Here is a 14,642-nt window from a genome sequence, read left to right as displayed (position 1 = left end):
TTCGCATCCCAAGCCCGGAGGCCTACATGAGTCACCTGTTCAGTCCCACGTCGGTTGGCAACGTCCAGCTGTCCAATCGCATCGTCATCGCGCCGATGTGCGAATACTCGGCCGAAAATGGCTGTGCCAACGACTGGCACATGATCCACCTGGGTCACCTGGCCCTGTCCGGTGCGGCGCTGCTGTTTACGGAAGCCACCGCCGTCGAGTCCGACGGCCGGATTTCGCCGGGGGATCTGGGCCTGTGGTCTGACGAAACGGAAGCGGCACTGGGCCGCGTGGTGGCGGCGGTGCGGCGCTATTCGCCCATCAAGCTGGGCATCCAGCTGGGCCACGCGGGGCGCAAGGCGTCCAGCGACGCGCCCTGGAACGGCGGCCAGTTGGTGCCGCCGTCGGCAGGCGGCTGGCAAGGCTGGGCGCCATCGGCCATCGCGCACAAGGCCTCCGAGCCGCCGCCCCATGCGCTGGACGAAGCCGGGCTGGCGCGCGTGCGCAACGCCTTCGTGGACAGCGCGCGGCGCGCCATCAGGCTGGGCTTTGACGCCATCGAAGTGCATGCCGCGCACGGCTATCTGCTGCATCAATTCCTGTCGCCGGTAGCCAACCAGCGCGACGATGCCTATGGCGGTTCGCTTGAAAACCGCATGCGCTTTCCGCTGGAAGTCTTCCAGGCGCTGCGTGAAGTCGTGCCGGCGTCGATGGCTTTGGGCGTGCGCGTGTCGGCCACCGATTGGGTCGAGGGCGGTTGGGACCTGGACCAGACCATTGCGTTCGCGCATCGGCTGAAGGCGCTGGGATGCGAGTTCATCGACGTGTCCAGCGGCGGCGTATCGTCGCAGCAGCAGATTCCCGTGGCGCCGAACTACCAGGTGCCGTTCGCGGCCGAGATCAAGCGGCAGGTTGGCATGCCCACGATCACGGTGGGCCTGATCACCGAGGCGCAGCAGGCCGAGGACATCCTGGCGCAAGGGCAGGCCGACATGGTCGCGCTGGCGCGCGGCATGCTGTATGACCCGCGCTGGCCGTGGCATGCGGCCGCGCAACTGGGCGGCCAGGTCGCCGCGCCGCATCAGTACTGGCGTTCGCAGCCGCGTGAATTCAAGGAACTGTTCGGCGAAACGCGCTTCGGCCAACGCTGACATCCCGGCTGACCGGGACACAAAAAAATCGCCGCGTATCGCGGCGATTTTTTTGTCCGAACGAGGATGGCTCCGGATTACTTCAGGCCTGCGTAGGCCTGTTCCAACTCGCGCGCCATCGCATCGGCAAAATCAGCGCTGGTCGGGTCCAGTTGCGACAGCAGGCGCGCCAGCACCACGTTGTCTTCTTCGCCGTTCCAGATCTTGATGTACGTGCCTTCCTTGTAGCCATGTTGCTGGCGGAAGATGTTCAGCACGTTCTTGGACACGTACTGGGTGTAGGCGTCGTTCCAGCTCATTTCGCACGCCGTCATGGTCTGTTCCAGCACCTTGTAGCTGGCGCGGCCGCAAACGGCCAGGCCGCCGATCAGCTCCAGCAGTTCCGGCACCGGCAGGCCGTCCAGCGCGTAGGCGCGGCCATCAAGCGTGACGGAGGCGGGCGTGGCCAGGTCTGCCATCAGCGCGCTGGCCGCCTCGGCTTGCTGGCCGCCGGCCTGGACGATGGTGTGCGACAGGTAAAAGTGCAGGATGTCGACCAGTTCCATTTGCACCTGGGGCAGGTCGATGGTCTGCTTTTTCCACCATTTCCAGCCGTAGTGCTCAAGCGCCTCGGCCGATTCGACGAAGGCGGCGCGCAGGAAGCGCGAACCGCCGTTGACCCAGTCAGGATTGATCATGCTGTTCAAGTGGTCTTGCAACTTCAGCATCGTGGCCGCCTGGGCCTGGTTCAATCCGACAACGTTATTCACTTTCACTCCGTAATTCTTCAAGGGTCTTTGCGACAGCGGCGGAAATGTTAGCACCATTGCCATGCGCGTCCGCCCGGCTTCAGCTGTCCTTGCGATACGAAGACGTCTTCAAGGGCGGCAGCTTGCCCGGCGACATACCGCGCGGCTTGCGCGCGCTGCCGGCCGCCTTGAGCAGCATGAAGGCGAAGAAGGCCAGGAACACGGCGGGCATCAGCTGATCAAGCTCGAAATGCGAAGCCCGCAGGGCGCGGAACGCGATGTTGACCGCCGCCCAACCGGCCAACACGCCGCCGATGGTCAGGATGATGCCGACCTTGCGCTGGCGGGCGCGCCCCGCCAGCGATGCATCGGCCGCGTCCGACGGGGCAGTGGCGCCCGGCGCGCCGGCGGACGAGCGCGGCGATGCGGTATTGCCCCAAGGGGCGGTGGACAAGGAATCGCCCGTGGCGGGCGCGGGCACGGCTACCGTGGCTGTCGCCTGAGCGGACGCACGGCGCTTTTCGGGCACCTTGCCTGGCGTGACGCCGCCCGCCTGCGACAGGTTTTCGATGTAGCGCGCGAAATCGCCGTCTTTGGGCTCCAGGTCTATCGCCATGCCAATTCTCCGATCAGTTGCTGCGCCGTTGCCGCGCCGGCTGGCGGCGCTTGCGCACCATCGCCAGCAGAAGCCCGCATCCTAGCAGCACTGAGAGGCCCGCGCCGATCATCATGGCGATCTGCTGCGCATTTTCCGCGGTACCCAGACTGCGCGCGGTGATGTAGCCCGGCGCCAGCATCAGCGGCATCCAGAGCAGGGCCGACATGACGTTGGCCAATTGGAAGCGGTGATGCGCCATGCCCATCACACCGGCCACCGTCGGGATGGTCGAGCGAATCGGGCCGAGGAAACGGCCTATCAGTACCGACGCAAAGCCATAGCGGTAGAAGAACAGCCGCGCACGCGCCACGCCGGTGCGTTGCTGCTTGAGCGGCCAGCGGCGCAACACGCCCGGGCCGGCCCAGCGCCCCAGCCAGTAGGAAATTGCATCGCCGACGATGGCGCCCGCGATGCCCCACGCGATGACGCCCCAGGGGTCCAGCGTGCCGGCGCCGATCAAGCCGCCGGTCAGCAACATCAGGGCCGTGGCGGGGATGAACAGGCCCACCAACACCAGCGATTCCCCAAGCGTCAGCAGGAAGGTGATGGGGCCGGCCCACACCTGGTTGGCCTCGATGAACAGCCCGATTTTGTCGATATATTGATCCATGAAGGCGAAGTCTGAAAATTAGCTGAAAGCAATCGGGTATCTTAACGCCTACCTGGATGGCCAAATGTTATCTAGGCTGTCTGATTGATGCGGTGCGACTGACGGGGTTGATTGGGAAGCTATGGATTCGGTAACACAAGCGGTGCTGGGCGCGGGCATACAGGGCGTCATGCTGGGGCGGTTTCAGGGGCGCCGGGCGTTGGTGTACGGGGCGGCGCTGGCAACGGTGCCCGACCTGGACGTGCTGATGCGCTATCCCGACCCGGTGTCGCTGATGACCTACCACCGTGGCTTTTCCCATTCGATATTCGTGCTGACCGGGCTGGCGCTGTTGCTTGCCTGGCTGATACGCAAATATTGGCCGCAGGCGCCGTATAGCGGCAGGCGGCTGTTCCTGACCTTATGGCTGGTGCTGGTGACGCACCCGGTGCTGGACGCCTTCACCGTGTATGGCACTCAGCTTTTCTGGCCACTGACGCCCGTTCCCGAAAGCTGGTCGGCAATCTTCATTATTGACCCGGTCTATACCGTGCCCTTGCTGCTGGCGGTGCTCTTCGCCATCGCCGTCGGCATGACGGGCCGCGCGCGGCGCCTGATGGCCGGCGCGCTGATCTTCAGCACGGCGTACCTGGGTTTCGGCCTGGCCAGCCGCATGGTGGCCGAAGACCGCGTACGCGACGCGATGCGCCAGGAAGGCATTGCCGTGACCGAGCTGCGGGCCGTGTCGATGCCGTTCAACACCCTGGTGTGGCGGGTCATCGCCAAGACGGCGGACGGCAATTATTACGAAGCCGTCAGCAGCCTGTTTGATCGCGACCGGCCGGAATGGCTGCGTCAGCCGCTGAACCTGGACCTGGCCCGGGTGCTGGACGATGTGCCCTTGCACCAACGCCTGCGCTGGTTTACCGATGATTGGCTGCGCTATGACGCCATTGGCGACGCGCTGGTCGTCAGTGACCTGCGCATGGGCATGGCGGGCCATTACACCTTTCGCTTCAAGATGGCCGAGCGCACGCCCGGCGGCGGCTGGACGCCGGTGACGCCGTCCACCTGGCCCAGCGAGCGGGGCGGTTGGGCGGAATTGAAGCTGGTGCTGGCGCGCATCCTGCATGCGCAGCCGCCGTTGCCGCTGGCGCAGTGGTCCACGCTTGCCGACCGCTAATCCTCCGCGCTGAAACCCACGCGGTCCCAGCCTCCAGCCCCCGGCACCCCGGGGGCTTTTTCTTTGCGGCAACGATCGGTATTGACCGCGTTCCGCGCCCGCCTTATTCTTGTTCTCTATTAAGGAACCCAGGTTCCGTTTTATGGAACAAGCATGAGCATTCTCGATGGAGTCCAGCGCGTCCTGTCGCTCTACGCGGACGGCGCCATGGAGCTGAGCTTTACCGACGTCGCGGCGCGCCTGGCCATGCCCAAGAGCACGGCATCGCGCCTGCTGAACCATATGCAGCGTTACGGCATGCTGGATCAGGACCCCGCCACGCGCCGCTATCGGCCTGGCGCCTTGCTGGCGCAGGCGGTACGCGCCGGCATGGCCGCCACCCCGCTGGACGAAGCCTGCCGCGATGTGCTGGTACGGCTGTCCGAAGACAGCGGGCTGACCGCCTACCTGTCCACCTTGAACCAGCGCGAAACCGTGGTGCTGCAACGTTTGAACGGGTCCCATCCCGTGCAGGTGCTGTCGCCGCCCGGTTCCCGCCGCAACGCGTCGGGCACCGCGATGGGCCGCGCACTGCTGTCGCGCTTGAGCGATGCCGAATTCCAGGCGCTTTATGGCGCCGACCCCGCGCAGCCGCTGCCCACTGAAGGCCGCGATTGCCCCGCTACCGTGGGCGACTTGGCGCGGCTGGTCGAGCAGACGCGCGCCGATCACTACGGCGTCGCCATCGACCAGGCCATGCCCGGCATCGGCGCCGTGGCCGCCGCCGTGCGCGACCCGGCCACCGGCGAATTGCGCGGCCTGTGCCTGTCGTTCGTGTCGTTTCAGGCCGATGCCGAGCGCGTCGCGCGCTTGCGTGAATTGGTCCTGACGCAAGTGGCCGGCCTGGGCCGCAAGTTGAACGACCCCTACTGGCTGACCTGAATTCTTCCCTTTGCCTTGTTGATGGAATCTTCCCCATGAACCTTTTGCTACTCAGCAATTCCAGCAGCGACGCCGGCTACCTGGTGCACGCCATGCCCGATATCCGCGAGCTGATCGAATCCTTGCCGCAAGGCGCGCCCGCCGTCTTTGTGCCATTCGCCGGCGTCACGCGTGACTGGGACGACTACACCGCGCTGGTGGTATCCGCGCTGGCGGACACCGGCCTTGCCATCGAAGGCCTGCACCGCGCGCAAGACCCGGTAGCGGCGCTGGAAAAGGCCGCCGTCATCATCGTGGGCGGCGGCAACACCTTCAACCTGCTGGGCCAGCTGCGCCGTCAAGGCCTGCTGGACGTGGTGAAGCGCCGCGTGCGCGAGGGCGCGGCGTATCTGGGCTGGAGCGCGGGCTCCAACCTGACGTGCCCCACCATCTGCACCACCAACGACATGCCCATTACCGACCCGGGTGGTTTCGACGGCCTGGGCCTGATCACGTTCCAGATCAACCCGCACTACACCAACGCGCATCCTCCCGGCCACCGAGGCGAAACGCGGGCCCAACGCCTGGCCGAGTTCTGCACCCTGAATCCCGACATGCCGGTGCTGGGGCTGCCCGAAGGCGCGGGGCTGCGCGTGCGCGGCGCCAAGGTGGCGCTGGTCGGCCCGCATGATGCGCCGCTGTTCCTGGGTCACACCGAGCCGCGCGTGTTCCGCCCCGGCCCGTTGGAGATCGCGGCATGAAGCAGGTGATAGACACCATCGAACTCCTGTCCTCGGCGCACATCACCGGCGAGGAGGTGGCGCGGGTGTTGCGCGACGCGGGCGATTGCGAGGTGCAAGTCACGCGCCTGGAACGCGACGGCGCGGCGACCGATTTTCTGTCCATCGTCATTCCGGGCCTGGATGCGTCCGCGCCGCAACTGGGCATAGTCGGCCGCCTGGGCGGCATCGGCGCGCGGCCCGCCGTGACCGGCCTGGTGTCCGATAGCGACGGGGCGGTGGTGGCGATTGCCGCGGCGCTCAAGTTGATGGCCATGGCGCGCCAGGGCGACGTGATGCCGGGCACCGTGCGCATCCGCACGCACATCTGCCCGCGCGCCGGCACGCGTCCGCATCATCCCGTGCCGATGATGCGCTCGCCTTTTCCCATGCGCGAAATGATGTCGCACGAGGTGGACCCGCGCATGGACGCCATCCTGTCCGTGGACACCACGCGCGGCAACCGCCTGGTGAACAAGCGCGGCGTGGCGCTGACGCCGGTGGCCAAACAGGGCTATCTGCTGCGCATTCCCGAAACGATGCTGGACGTGATGGGCTGGGTCAGCGGCGAACTTCCCGTGACGCTGCCTTTGACGACGCAGGACATCACGCCCTACGAAAACGGCCTGTGGCACGTGAACTCGCTGATGCAACCGGCGATCGTCACCGACGCGCCTGTCGTTGGCGTGGCGCTGACGGCGCAAACCACCGTGCCCGGCTGCGCCACCGGCGTGACCAACGCGGTGGATGCCGACGTAGCGATGCGTTTCTGCATCGAAATTGCCAAGCTGTATGGCCAGCGCACGATGACGTTCTTCGATGACGCGGAATGGCGCGCGCTGCAAGCGCGATACGGATCCATGGCGCACTTGCAAACCGTTGGGCATGACGATGGCGGTGCGGCATGAGCGCCGCCGTGACACGCCGCGTGGCGTTCTTCACCATCGGCCAATCGCCGCGCAGCGACGTCGTGCCCGAGATGGCTCGCTTGCTGGGCGAGGCCGTACACATCGATGAATTTGGCGCCTTGGATGGCTTGGACGCGGCCGCGCTGGCTGCGATGGCCCCGCGCGACGGGGAATATCGCTTTGCCACCCGCATGCGCGACGGCACGCAGATCGAGCTGGACGCCGCCGCCGCCGAAGCCCGGTTGGCCCAGGTGATGCGGCAGGCGGACGACGCCGGTTACGACGCGCTGGTGCCCCTGTGCACGGGCACCGCCATCGCGCCCATGCGCACCTTGGTGGTTGAGCCGCAGCAGGTCGTCGACCACCTGGTCGCGGGCTTGTCGCAGCATTGCCGCAACGTGGGGCTGGTTGTGCCCCTGGCTGAACAGGTCGACTTCTTTCACCTGGCGGTGCCGCTGGCCTGCGGCACGCAGATCGTGCATGCGTCGCCCTATGAAGCCGATGCGCTGCGGGCCGCGCAAAACTTCGCCCAAGCCGGGCAGGCCTTGGCATCGTGCGACCTGATCGTCATGCATTGCATGGGCTATGGGCAGCGGATGCGCGACGCGGTGGCCCAAGCCTCCGGCCGGCCGGTGCTGTTGTCCAACCGCATCGTGGCGCAGGCCTTGTCGCAATTATTGGAATAAAGCCGCCGATGTTTCAGCACGGCGTGGCGGTGGCATTTTCACGCCGCCGCCATGCCGGATGAGCGGCATGGGGAGACGAAGCTGTCTTCGTCAATTTATTGTTGGGAGTTGTTTTCATGTTCAGCCGTACCTTGCACCGCGCCGTTGGCGCCTTGTCCGCCGTTACTGTCTTGACGGTCTTGCCCGCGCTGTTGGCGCCCGCCCACGCCGCCGACGCGTGGAAGCCCACCAAGCCCGTGCGGCTGCTGGTGGGCTTTGCGCCCGGCGGCTCGGCCGACACCTTGGCGCGTCTGCTTGCCGATCCGCTGTCCAAGCGCCTGGGGCAGTCCGTTGTGGTTGAAAACCTGGCCGGCGCAGGCGGCAACATCATGGCGTACCGCCTGTCGCAAGCGCCTGCCGACGGCTACACGATCGGCATCGCGGCCGCCGGTTCCATGGCCATCACGCACGTCCTGAATCCCAAGGGCACGAACTACAAGCCGTCGGACTTCACGCCGATCACGCTGGCTGCCGTGCAACCCAACGTGGTCATCGTCAACAAGGATGTGCCGGCCAATAATCTGGCCGAGTTGAAAGCGTATTTTCAGAAGACGCCAACGGCCACCTACGGCACGGCGGGCGTGGGCATTTCCAACCACCTGATCGCCGAGACCATGCTGTACAAGTTGGGCGTGAAGGTGCCGCACGCGGCCTATCGTGGCGCGGCGCCGGTCATCACGGATTTGCTGGGCGGGCACATCGCCATGACAATGGACAACATCTCGACTGCCGCGCCGCTGGCCGCGCAAGGCAAGGTCAAGGCGATTGCCGTGGCCTCGCTCAAGCGCGCGCCGCAGTTGCCCAATGTGCCGACGCTGGATGAGCAAGGCCTGAAGGGCTTCGACATGCCAACGTGGCAGGGCGTGTTCGCACCCGCGGGTTTGCCGGCCGACGTGCTGGCTGCCTATTACGCCGCGCTGCAAGACGTGCTGAAAGACCCGGCGCTGGTTGAAAAGATGGCGGGCCTGGGTTCCGAGCCGGTTACGGAAATGACGCCGGAGAAGACGGCGCAGTTTCTTGAGAAGGATCGGCAGCAATGGGCCGATATCGTGAAGGCCGCGAACATCAGCCTGGAGCAGTAAAGCAGAAGGGCCCGTAAGGGCCCTTCTTTTTTTGCTGGGATATCCGGTCGGAAAAGATCCGGCCGAAACCAATCAGGCCAGAAAATATACTAGTCCGGTACGCGCGCCGCGATTTCAGCGATCAGGCGGCGGGCCGCTTCCAGCTTGTCGCCCGCCGGTAGCGGATGCGCGCCTTGCTCGTCGAACAGCACCAGTTCGGTGGTGTCGGCGTCCATGACCTTGTGCGCCAGGTTGCCCACCAGCAGCGGGATGCCCTTGCGCTGGCGCTTGGCTTCGGCATGTTCGGCCAGCTTTTCGGTCTCGGCCGCAAAGCCCACGCACCACGGGCCGTTTTCCAGCTTGGCCACTTCAGCCAGGATGTCCGGATTCGGTTCGAATTCCATCATCGGCGCGCCGCCGCCTTCGCTCGTCTTTTTCAGCTTTTGCGTGCTGACGTTCTTCACGCGCCAGTCGGCCACTGCGGCCACGGCGATGAAGATGTCGGCGTCCGCCGCGCTGGCCATGACCGCGTCGTGCATCTGGCGCGCCGTCATGACGGACAGCGCCGTCACGCCGCGCGGCACGGGCAGGAACGTGGCACCGGTAATCAAGGTGACGCGAGCGCCCGCTTCACGCGCGGCGCGGGCCAGCGCGTAGCCGGTCTTGCCCGACGAACGGTTGCTAAGCACGCGCACCGGGTCCACGGGTTCGGACGTGGGGCCGGCGGTCAACAACACATGGCGCCCGGCCAGCAGCTTGGGCTGAAAGAAAGCAATCAGATCGGTCAGAAGCTCGTGCGCTTCCAGCATGCGGCCGTCGCCCGTTTCGCCGCAAGCCTGCTCGCCAGCGGACGGCCCCAACACGCTGACGCCATCCGCGCGCAGTTGCTGCACATTGCGCTGCGTGGCCGGGTTGGCCCACATCTCGCGGTTCATGGCGGGCGCCACCAGCAACGGGCAGGCGCGCGCCAGGCATAGCGTGGACAGCAGATCGTCGGCCATGCCGTGCGCCAGCTTGGCCATGAAGTCGGCGCTGGCGGGCGCGATCAGCACGGCGTCGGCGCCGCGCGTCAGGTCGATGTGCGCCATGTTGTTGGGCACGCGCGCGTCCCAGGCGTCCACAAAAACCGGGCGGCCCGACAGGGCCTGCATCGTCACGGGGGTGATGAAGTGCGTGGCCGCCTCGGTCATCACCACATCGACGGTGGCGCCTTGTTCGGTCATGCGCCGCACCAGCTCGGCGATTTTGTAGCAGGCGATGCCCCCGGTCAGACCGAGGACGATGCGTTTGCGGGCGAGATCGAGCATGAGGGCGTGGCGGCGGGTTCAGCGCCGTGAAATCGAGGAATGGAGGGTGATTTTATTCTGCATTGCGGCATTGCGCCGTTCGTCATGCATTCAGGGGGTATCAAGCGAGGCAAAAGCCGGGTGGAGCAGGGGCGGCCGGGGCAGAACGCCCCGGCGCGAGGCGTCAGGCCTGAGGCTTCTTACGGGCGCGGAGCAACTCGTCCAGCACCAGCAGCACGGCGCCGCAGCTGATACCCACGTCGGCCAGATTGAAGGCCGGAAAGTAGGACTCGTTCCAGTAGAACAGCAGGAAGTCCACCACGTGGCCATAAGCAACGCGATCAATGACGTTGCCGATGGCGCCGCCCAGGATCAACGTCAGCGCCAGGCTGAAGCGCGGCTGGCCATGCGTGCGACGCAGGATGATCGTGATGACCACGGCGGCCACGCAGCCCAGGCCGGTGAACAGCCAGCGCTGCCAGCCTTCCTCGGACGCCAGGAAGCTGAACGCCGCGCCGCGGTTGTACATCAGCGTGAAGTCGAACACCGGCAGCACGTTGACGCGTTCGCCATACTGAAACGAGGTGTTGAAGTACACCTTGGTCAGTTGGTCCAGCACAATGATCAGCAGCGCCAGCGCCAGCCAGCCGCCCACGCGCGCGGGCGCGGCGCGGGTAGAGGTGGCGACCGAGGCTCCGGCGTCAGAGGGGCGGGCCATGTTCATGCCTTGTCGCGCGCTTCGCCCGAACCGAACAGGTTCGACACGCAACGGCCGCAGATCTCGGGGTGGTCCGCGTCCTGGCCAACGTCCAGGCGCCAATGCCAGCATCGTTCGCACTTTTTGTGCGTCGACGGCGTGACTTCGATGCGCGTCTCGCCTTCACCCGCGTGCACGGTGGCGCGCGACACGATCAGCACAAAGCGCAGGTCGTCGCCCAGGCTGGCCAGCAGTTGCTGGTCGTCGCCGCTGGCGTAAAGATCCACTTCGGCCTGCAACGACGAACCGATATCACCCGCCGTGCGCACCTCTTCCAGCTTGCGCTGGACTTCGGCACGAATGGCGCGCAGGCGCGACCACTTTGTCGACAGCGCATCGGCGTCGGCAAACGGCGGCAACGCGTGATAGACCTCGGTGAAGATGGTCGTGCGCGCGGCGTCGGCCTGGTGCTTGAGTGCCGAGCCGACCAGTTCCTTCCAGGCTTCTTCGGCCGTAAAGGACAGGATCGGGGCCATCAGCTTGAGCAGCGTCTGGGTGATATCCAGCAACGCCGTCTGCGCCGAGCGGCGCGCCACGCTGCCCGGGGCCGACGTGTACAGGCGGTCTTTCAGGATGTCCAGGTAGAACGCGCCCAGGTCTTCCGAGCAGAACGTCTGCAAGCGCGAGACCGCAGGGTGGAAGTCGTAGCGTTCGTAGTTGGCCTGCACTTCGGCCTGCATCTGCGCCGTCATGGCCAGCGCGTAGCGGTCGATTTCGAACAGGTCGCCGTAGGGCACGGCTTGCGACACCGCGTCGAAGTCGGCCACATTGGCCAGCAGGAAGCGCAGCGTGTTGCGGATGCGGCGGTAGCCTTCGACCACGCGCTTCAGGATTTCGTCCGAGATGGACAGCTCGCCCGAATAGTCGGTAGAGGCCACCCACAAGCGCAGGATTTCCGCGCCCAGCGAGTCGGACACCTTTTGCGGGGCGATCACGTTGCCCACCGACTTGCTCATCTTGCGGCCTTGGCCGTCAACGACGAAACCGTGCGTCAGCAGCGCCTTGTACGGCGGTTGGCCGTACAGCATGCAGCCGGTCAGCAGCGACGAATGGAACCAGCCGCGATGCTGGTCCGAGCCTTCCAGGTACAGGTCGGCGGGCCAGCCCAGTTCGGCGCCGTGCGAGCCGGCGAAGTCGCCGTCCTTGCCGCCCAACACCGTGGCGTGCGTGCTGCCGGAATCGAACCAGACATCAAGCGTGTCGCGGTTCTTTTCGTATTGGTCGGCTTCGTCGCCAAGCAGGTCGCGCGGTTCAAGCGCTTGCCAGGCTTCAATGCCGCCTTGCTCAACGCGCTGCGCCACCTGTTCCAGCAATTCGGTCGTGCGCGGATGCAGCTCGCCGGTTTCCTTGTGCACGAAGAAGGCCATCGGCACGCCCCACTGGCGCTGACGCGACAGGGTCCAGTCCGGGCGGTTCGCGATCATGGCGTGCAGGCGGGCGCGGCCCCAGGCCGGGTAGAAGGCCGTGGCGTCGATACCGGCCAGCGCCGATTCGCGCAGGGTCGGGCCGCCGTCTTTCGGGGCGACGGCCATGCCGGCGAACCATTGGCTGGTGGCGCGATAGATGATCGGCGTCTTGTGGCGCCAGCAGTGCATGTAGCTGTGCTTGTGCTTTTCCACGTGCATCAGCGCGCCGGCTTCGGTCAGCGCTTCGACGATCTTGGGGTTGGCGTCCCAGATGGACAGGCCGCCGAACAGCGCCAGGCTGTCCACGTACTTGCCGTCGCCCATGACGGGGCTGATGAAGTCGGTGTCTTTCATGCCGTGCGCCTTGCACGACACAAAGTCTTCAATGCCGTAGGCCGGGGCCGAGTGCACGACGCCCGTGCCCGAGTCGGCCGTGACGTAGTCGCCCAGGTAGACGGGGGCGCGGCGATCGTAGGCCGGGTTGAACTGCGCCAGCGGATGGCGGAATTCGATTTCGGACAGCGCTTGGCCGGGCGCCGTGGCGATGATTTCGCCTTCCAGGTTCCACGACTTCAGGCACGCTTCTACGCGGTCTTTGGCCACCAGCAGCAGCGGGCCGAACTTGGGCGCGGGCGATACACGCACCAGCGCATATTCGATTTCGGGGTGCACGTTCAGCGCCTGGTTGGACGGGATGGTCCAGGGCGTGGTCGTCCAGATGACGATCGCGCCGTTGTCCACCGAGTCCAGCCCGAAAGCCGCCGCCAGCTTGGCCGGTTCCGCGAACGGGAAGGCCACGTCAACGGCAGGGTCGACGCGGTCGGCGTATTCGACTTCGGCTTCGGCCAGTGCCGAACCGCAGTCAAAACACCAGTTCACGGGCTTCAGGCCACGGAACACATAGCCCTTGTCCAGGATGCGGCCCAGTGCGCGGATTTCGTCGGCTTCATTGCTGAAGTTCATCGTCATGTACGGGCGATCCCATTCGCCCAGCACACCCAGACGCTTGAAATCCTTACGCTGGCGGTCGATCTGCTCAAGCGCGTAAGCGCGAGCCTTCGACTGCACTTCGGCCACGGGCAGGTGCTTGCCGTATTTCTTTTCGATCTGGATTTCGATCGGCATGCCGTGGCAATCCCAGCCGGGCACGTAATGCGCGTCATAGCCGGCCATGTTGCGGCTTTTGACGATGATGTCCTTCAGGATCTTGTTGACCGCGTGGCCGATGTGAATGTCGCCGTTCGCATAGGGCGGGCCGTCGTGCAGCACGAAACGCGGCCGGCCGCGGCTGGCCGCACGAATCGCCTGGTAGACGTGGTTTTCCTCCCACTGCGAAATCCAGGCGGGCTCGCGCTTGGCAAGGTCGCCCCGCATGGGGAAGGGGGTATCGGGCAGGTTGAGGGTCTTTTTATAGTCCATGAACGGCAAAATAGGCGCGCGCGTTTCGCGCGTCTTCGGCGATGGCGGCAGTCAGGGAAGGGAGGTCAGGAAATTTTTCTTCGTCCCGCAGCTTGTGCAGGAATTCGACGCGTACGAGTTTACCGTAAGCGTTGACGGTGTCGTCGAGCAGGTGTGACTCAAGTAGCACTCGGCCACGGTCTTCAACGGTTGGGCGCACGCCCAGGCTGGCCACGGCGGGCAACGGCCGGTCGGCCAGGCCATAAACCTGCACCACATAAATGCCCGAGCGCGCGGCGCAGCGTTCGGCCACGCGCAGATTCATCGTGGGGTAGCCCAGCGTGCGGCCCAGTTTCTGGCCGTGGATGACGTGGCCGCTGATATGGTACGGATGGCCCAGCAGATGGCGCGCACGGTCCAGATCGCCTACGGCCAAGGCCGTGCGGACTTCGGAACTGGAAATGCGATGACCTTGTTGGTCGGTGACGTCGGCAAGCGTCTGCACCTCGAATCCGTGGTGCATGCCGGCTTCACGCAGCAGGTCGATATCGCCGCTGCGTTTATGGCCAAAGCGGAAATCCTCGCCCACCAGCAGCCACTTGGTTTGCAGGCCCTGCACCAGCAGGTTTTCGATGAAGGCGTTGGCCGACATCTCGGCCAGCCGGGCGTTAAAGCGCTGCACCACGACTTGGGAAACGCCGTAGCGCGCCAGCGCCGACAGCTTGTCGCGCAGCCCGGAAACCCGGGTTGGCGCCAGTTCGGGGCGTTGGTTCAAGGTGGCGAAGTACTCCCGCGGATGCGGTTCGAACGTCATCACGGAAGGGGTAAGCCCGCGCTCGCGGGCGGCTTCGCAGACGCGCGCCAGCATGGCTTGATGCCCGCGATGGACGCCGTCGAAATTGCCGATCGTCAGCGCGCAAGGAGCGCGCCGGTCGGGCGGAGGCAGGGATCGGTAGATACGCAGCGATGGTTTCACGAGCGAGAGTTTACAATTTTGGATTCCGGGTTTGTTCCAATCCCCCCAATCGTTCACGCGCCGACCGGTTTTCATGGCGTGGGAAGAGGGCGGACAAGCCCGCTGCGCCAAGCGAACCGCGTCCCAGCCGGGCGCGTTGGGGGCCATCT

At 65.6% G+C, this 14,642-nt stretch carries 14 protein-coding genes; 7 read left to right on the top strand and 7 right to left on the bottom strand.

The genetic code is table 11. The features are described from left to right. Positions 1–26: 26 nt before the first annotated feature. Entirely contained in the window at positions 27–1,139 is a 1,113-nt protein-coding gene (locus AC0Z35_RS24485) for an NADH:flavin oxidoreductase/NADH oxidase (RefSeq protein ID WP_485132782.1), read from the top strand. 77 nt (positions 1,140–1,216) lie between these two features. Here AC0Z35_RS24485 and AC0Z35_RS24480 read toward each other — a convergent pair whose 3' ends face one another. The 3 genes from AC0Z35_RS24480 to AC0Z35_RS24470 all read right to left on the bottom strand — a co-directional run bounded on the left by AC0Z35_RS24480 (position 1,217) and on the right by AC0Z35_RS24470 (position 3,135). Next, positions 1,217–1,870 carry a dUTPase gene (locus AC0Z35_RS24480; protein ID WP_104144437.1) on the bottom strand — a complete coding sequence of 218 codons (654 nt, stop codon included), beginning with the start codon at positions 1,868–1,870 and terminating at the stop codon, positions 1,217–1,219. Positions 1,871–1,967: 97 nt separating this feature from the next. Further along, positions 1,968–2,483 (bottom strand): hypothetical protein, encoded by a 516-nt coding sequence (locus tag AC0Z35_RS24475; protein WP_120156233.1) that lies wholly within the window; start codon positions 2,481–2,483, stop codon positions 1,968–1,970. 13 nt (positions 2,484–2,496) lie between these two features. Further along, the gene (locus tag AC0Z35_RS24470; protein ID WP_104144439.1) at positions 2,497–3,135 is read right to left on the bottom strand and encodes a DedA family protein; all 639 of its coding nucleotides are present in this window, start codon (positions 3,133–3,135) and stop codon (positions 2,497–2,499) included. A 121-nt stretch (positions 3,136–3,256) separates the two neighbouring features. On the opposite strand from AC0Z35_RS24470, the gene AC0Z35_RS24465 reads away from it, so the two are divergent. The 6 genes from AC0Z35_RS24465 to AC0Z35_RS24440 all read left to right on the top strand — a co-directional run bounded on the left by AC0Z35_RS24465 (position 3,257) and on the right by AC0Z35_RS24440 (position 8,691). Next, a complete protein-coding gene (locus AC0Z35_RS24465; protein WP_319305289.1) occupies positions 3,257–4,297 on the top strand; it encodes a metal-dependent hydrolase in 1,041 nt (346 codons plus the stop codon). A gap of 153 nt (positions 4,298–4,450) precedes the next feature. Continuing rightward, on the top strand, positions 4,451–5,218 hold the full coding sequence (locus tag AC0Z35_RS24460; protein ID WP_046804675.1) for an IclR family transcriptional regulator: 768 nt from the start codon (positions 4,451–4,453) through the stop codon (positions 5,216–5,218). A 35-nt stretch (positions 5,219–5,253) separates the two neighbouring features. Beyond that, on the top strand, positions 5,254–5,958 hold the full coding sequence (gene pepE, locus AC0Z35_RS24455) for a dipeptidase PepE (protein ID WP_104144442.1): 705 nt from the start codon (positions 5,254–5,256) through the stop codon (positions 5,956–5,958). After that, positions 5,955–6,884: a DUF1177 domain-containing protein gene (locus AC0Z35_RS24450; RefSeq protein WP_485132783.1), complete on the top strand. Its 930-nt coding sequence runs from the start codon at positions 5,955–5,957 to the stop codon at positions 6,882–6,884. Before pepE ends, AC0Z35_RS24450 begins: the two co-directional genes overlap by 4 nt. After that, positions 6,881–7,570 (top strand): AroM family protein, encoded by a 690-nt coding sequence (locus tag AC0Z35_RS24445; protein ID WP_219990427.1) that lies wholly within the window; start codon positions 6,881–6,883, stop codon positions 7,568–7,570. Before AC0Z35_RS24450 ends, AC0Z35_RS24445 begins: the two co-directional genes overlap by 4 nt. A gap of 116 nt (positions 7,571–7,686) precedes the next feature. Next, positions 7,687–8,691 (top strand): Bug family tripartite tricarboxylate transporter substrate binding protein, encoded by a 1,005-nt coding sequence (locus AC0Z35_RS24440; RefSeq protein ID WP_219990426.1) that lies wholly within the window; start codon positions 7,687–7,689, stop codon positions 8,689–8,691. A gap of 89 nt (positions 8,692–8,780) precedes the next feature. On the opposite strand, the gene coaBC is transcribed toward AC0Z35_RS24440, so the two are convergent. From coaBC to AC0Z35_RS24420, 4 genes are all read right to left on the bottom strand, one after another. Beyond that, positions 8,781–9,977 (bottom strand): bifunctional phosphopantothenoylcysteine decarboxylase/phosphopantothenate--cysteine ligase CoaBC, encoded by a 1,197-nt coding sequence (gene coaBC / locus AC0Z35_RS24435; RefSeq protein ID WP_485132784.1) that lies wholly within the window; start codon positions 9,975–9,977, stop codon positions 8,781–8,783. Between the two features lie 163 nt (positions 9,978–10,140). Next, positions 10,141–10,674 (bottom strand): signal peptidase II, encoded by a 534-nt coding sequence (gene lspA, locus AC0Z35_RS24430; protein WP_046804669.1) that lies wholly within the window; start codon positions 10,672–10,674, stop codon positions 10,141–10,143. Positions 10,675–10,676: 2 nt separating this feature from the next. Beyond that, a complete protein-coding gene (ileS, locus tag AC0Z35_RS24425) occupies positions 10,677–13,538 on the bottom strand; it encodes an isoleucine--tRNA ligase (RefSeq protein ID WP_485132785.1) in 2,862 nt (953 codons plus the stop codon). Next, entirely contained in the window at positions 13,528–14,493 is a 966-nt protein-coding gene (locus AC0Z35_RS24420) for a bifunctional riboflavin kinase/FAD synthetase (RefSeq protein ID WP_046804667.1), read from the bottom strand. The genes ileS and AC0Z35_RS24420 overlap by 11 nt, the downstream gene beginning before the upstream one ends. Positions 14,494–14,642 lie beyond the last annotated feature (149 nt).

It is taken from the genome of Achromobacter sp. 1L-A-4-B-C2, from assembly GCF_057291955.1.
The sequence above is the reverse complement of the archived record's forward strand: the minus strand, read 5'-3'. Positions and strand labels throughout refer to the sequence as shown.

What these genes read in the sequence shown, in the direction of transcription:
- AC0Z35_RS24485 (WP_485132782.1), top strand. Translation starts at nt 27, where the DNA reads ATGAGTCACCTGTTCAGTCCCACGTCGGTTGGCAACGTCCAGCTGTCC.
- AC0Z35_RS24475 (WP_120156233.1), bottom strand. Translation starts at nt 2,483, where the DNA reads ATGGCGATAGACCTGGAGCCCAAAGACGGCGATTTCGCGCGCTACATC.
- AC0Z35_RS24470 (WP_104144439.1), bottom strand. Translation starts at nt 3,135, where the DNA reads ATGGATCAATATATCGACAAAATCGGGCTGTTCATCGAGGCCAACCAG.
- AC0Z35_RS24465 (WP_319305289.1), top strand. Translation starts at nt 3,257, where the DNA reads ATGGATTCGGTAACACAAGCGGTGCTGGGCGCGGGCATACAGGGCGTC.
- AC0Z35_RS24460 (WP_046804675.1), top strand. Translation starts at nt 4,451, where the DNA reads ATGAGCATTCTCGATGGAGTCCAGCGCGTCCTGTCGCTCTACGCGGAC.
- pepE (WP_104144442.1), top strand. Translation starts at nt 5,254, where the DNA reads ATGAACCTTTTGCTACTCAGCAATTCCAGCAGCGACGCCGGCTACCTG.
- AC0Z35_RS24450 (WP_485132783.1), top strand. Translation starts at nt 5,955, where the DNA reads ATGAAGCAGGTGATAGACACCATCGAACTCCTGTCCTCGGCGCACATC.
- AC0Z35_RS24445 (WP_219990427.1), top strand. Translation starts at nt 6,881, where the DNA reads ATGAGCGCCGCCGTGACACGCCGCGTGGCGTTCTTCACCATCGGCCAA.
- AC0Z35_RS24440 (WP_219990426.1), top strand. Translation starts at nt 7,687, where the DNA reads ATGTTCAGCCGTACCTTGCACCGCGCCGTTGGCGCCTTGTCCGCCGTT.
- coaBC (WP_485132784.1), bottom strand. Translation starts at nt 9,977, where the DNA reads ATGCTCGATCTCGCCCGCAAACGCATCGTCCTCGGTCTGACCGGGGGC.
- lspA (WP_046804669.1), bottom strand. Translation starts at nt 10,674, where the DNA reads ATGGCCCGCCCCTCTGACGCCGGAGCCTCGGTCGCCACCTCTACCCGC.
- ileS (WP_485132785.1), bottom strand. Translation starts at nt 13,538, where the DNA reads ATGGACTATAAAAAGACCCTCAACCTGCCCGATACCCCCTTCCCCATG.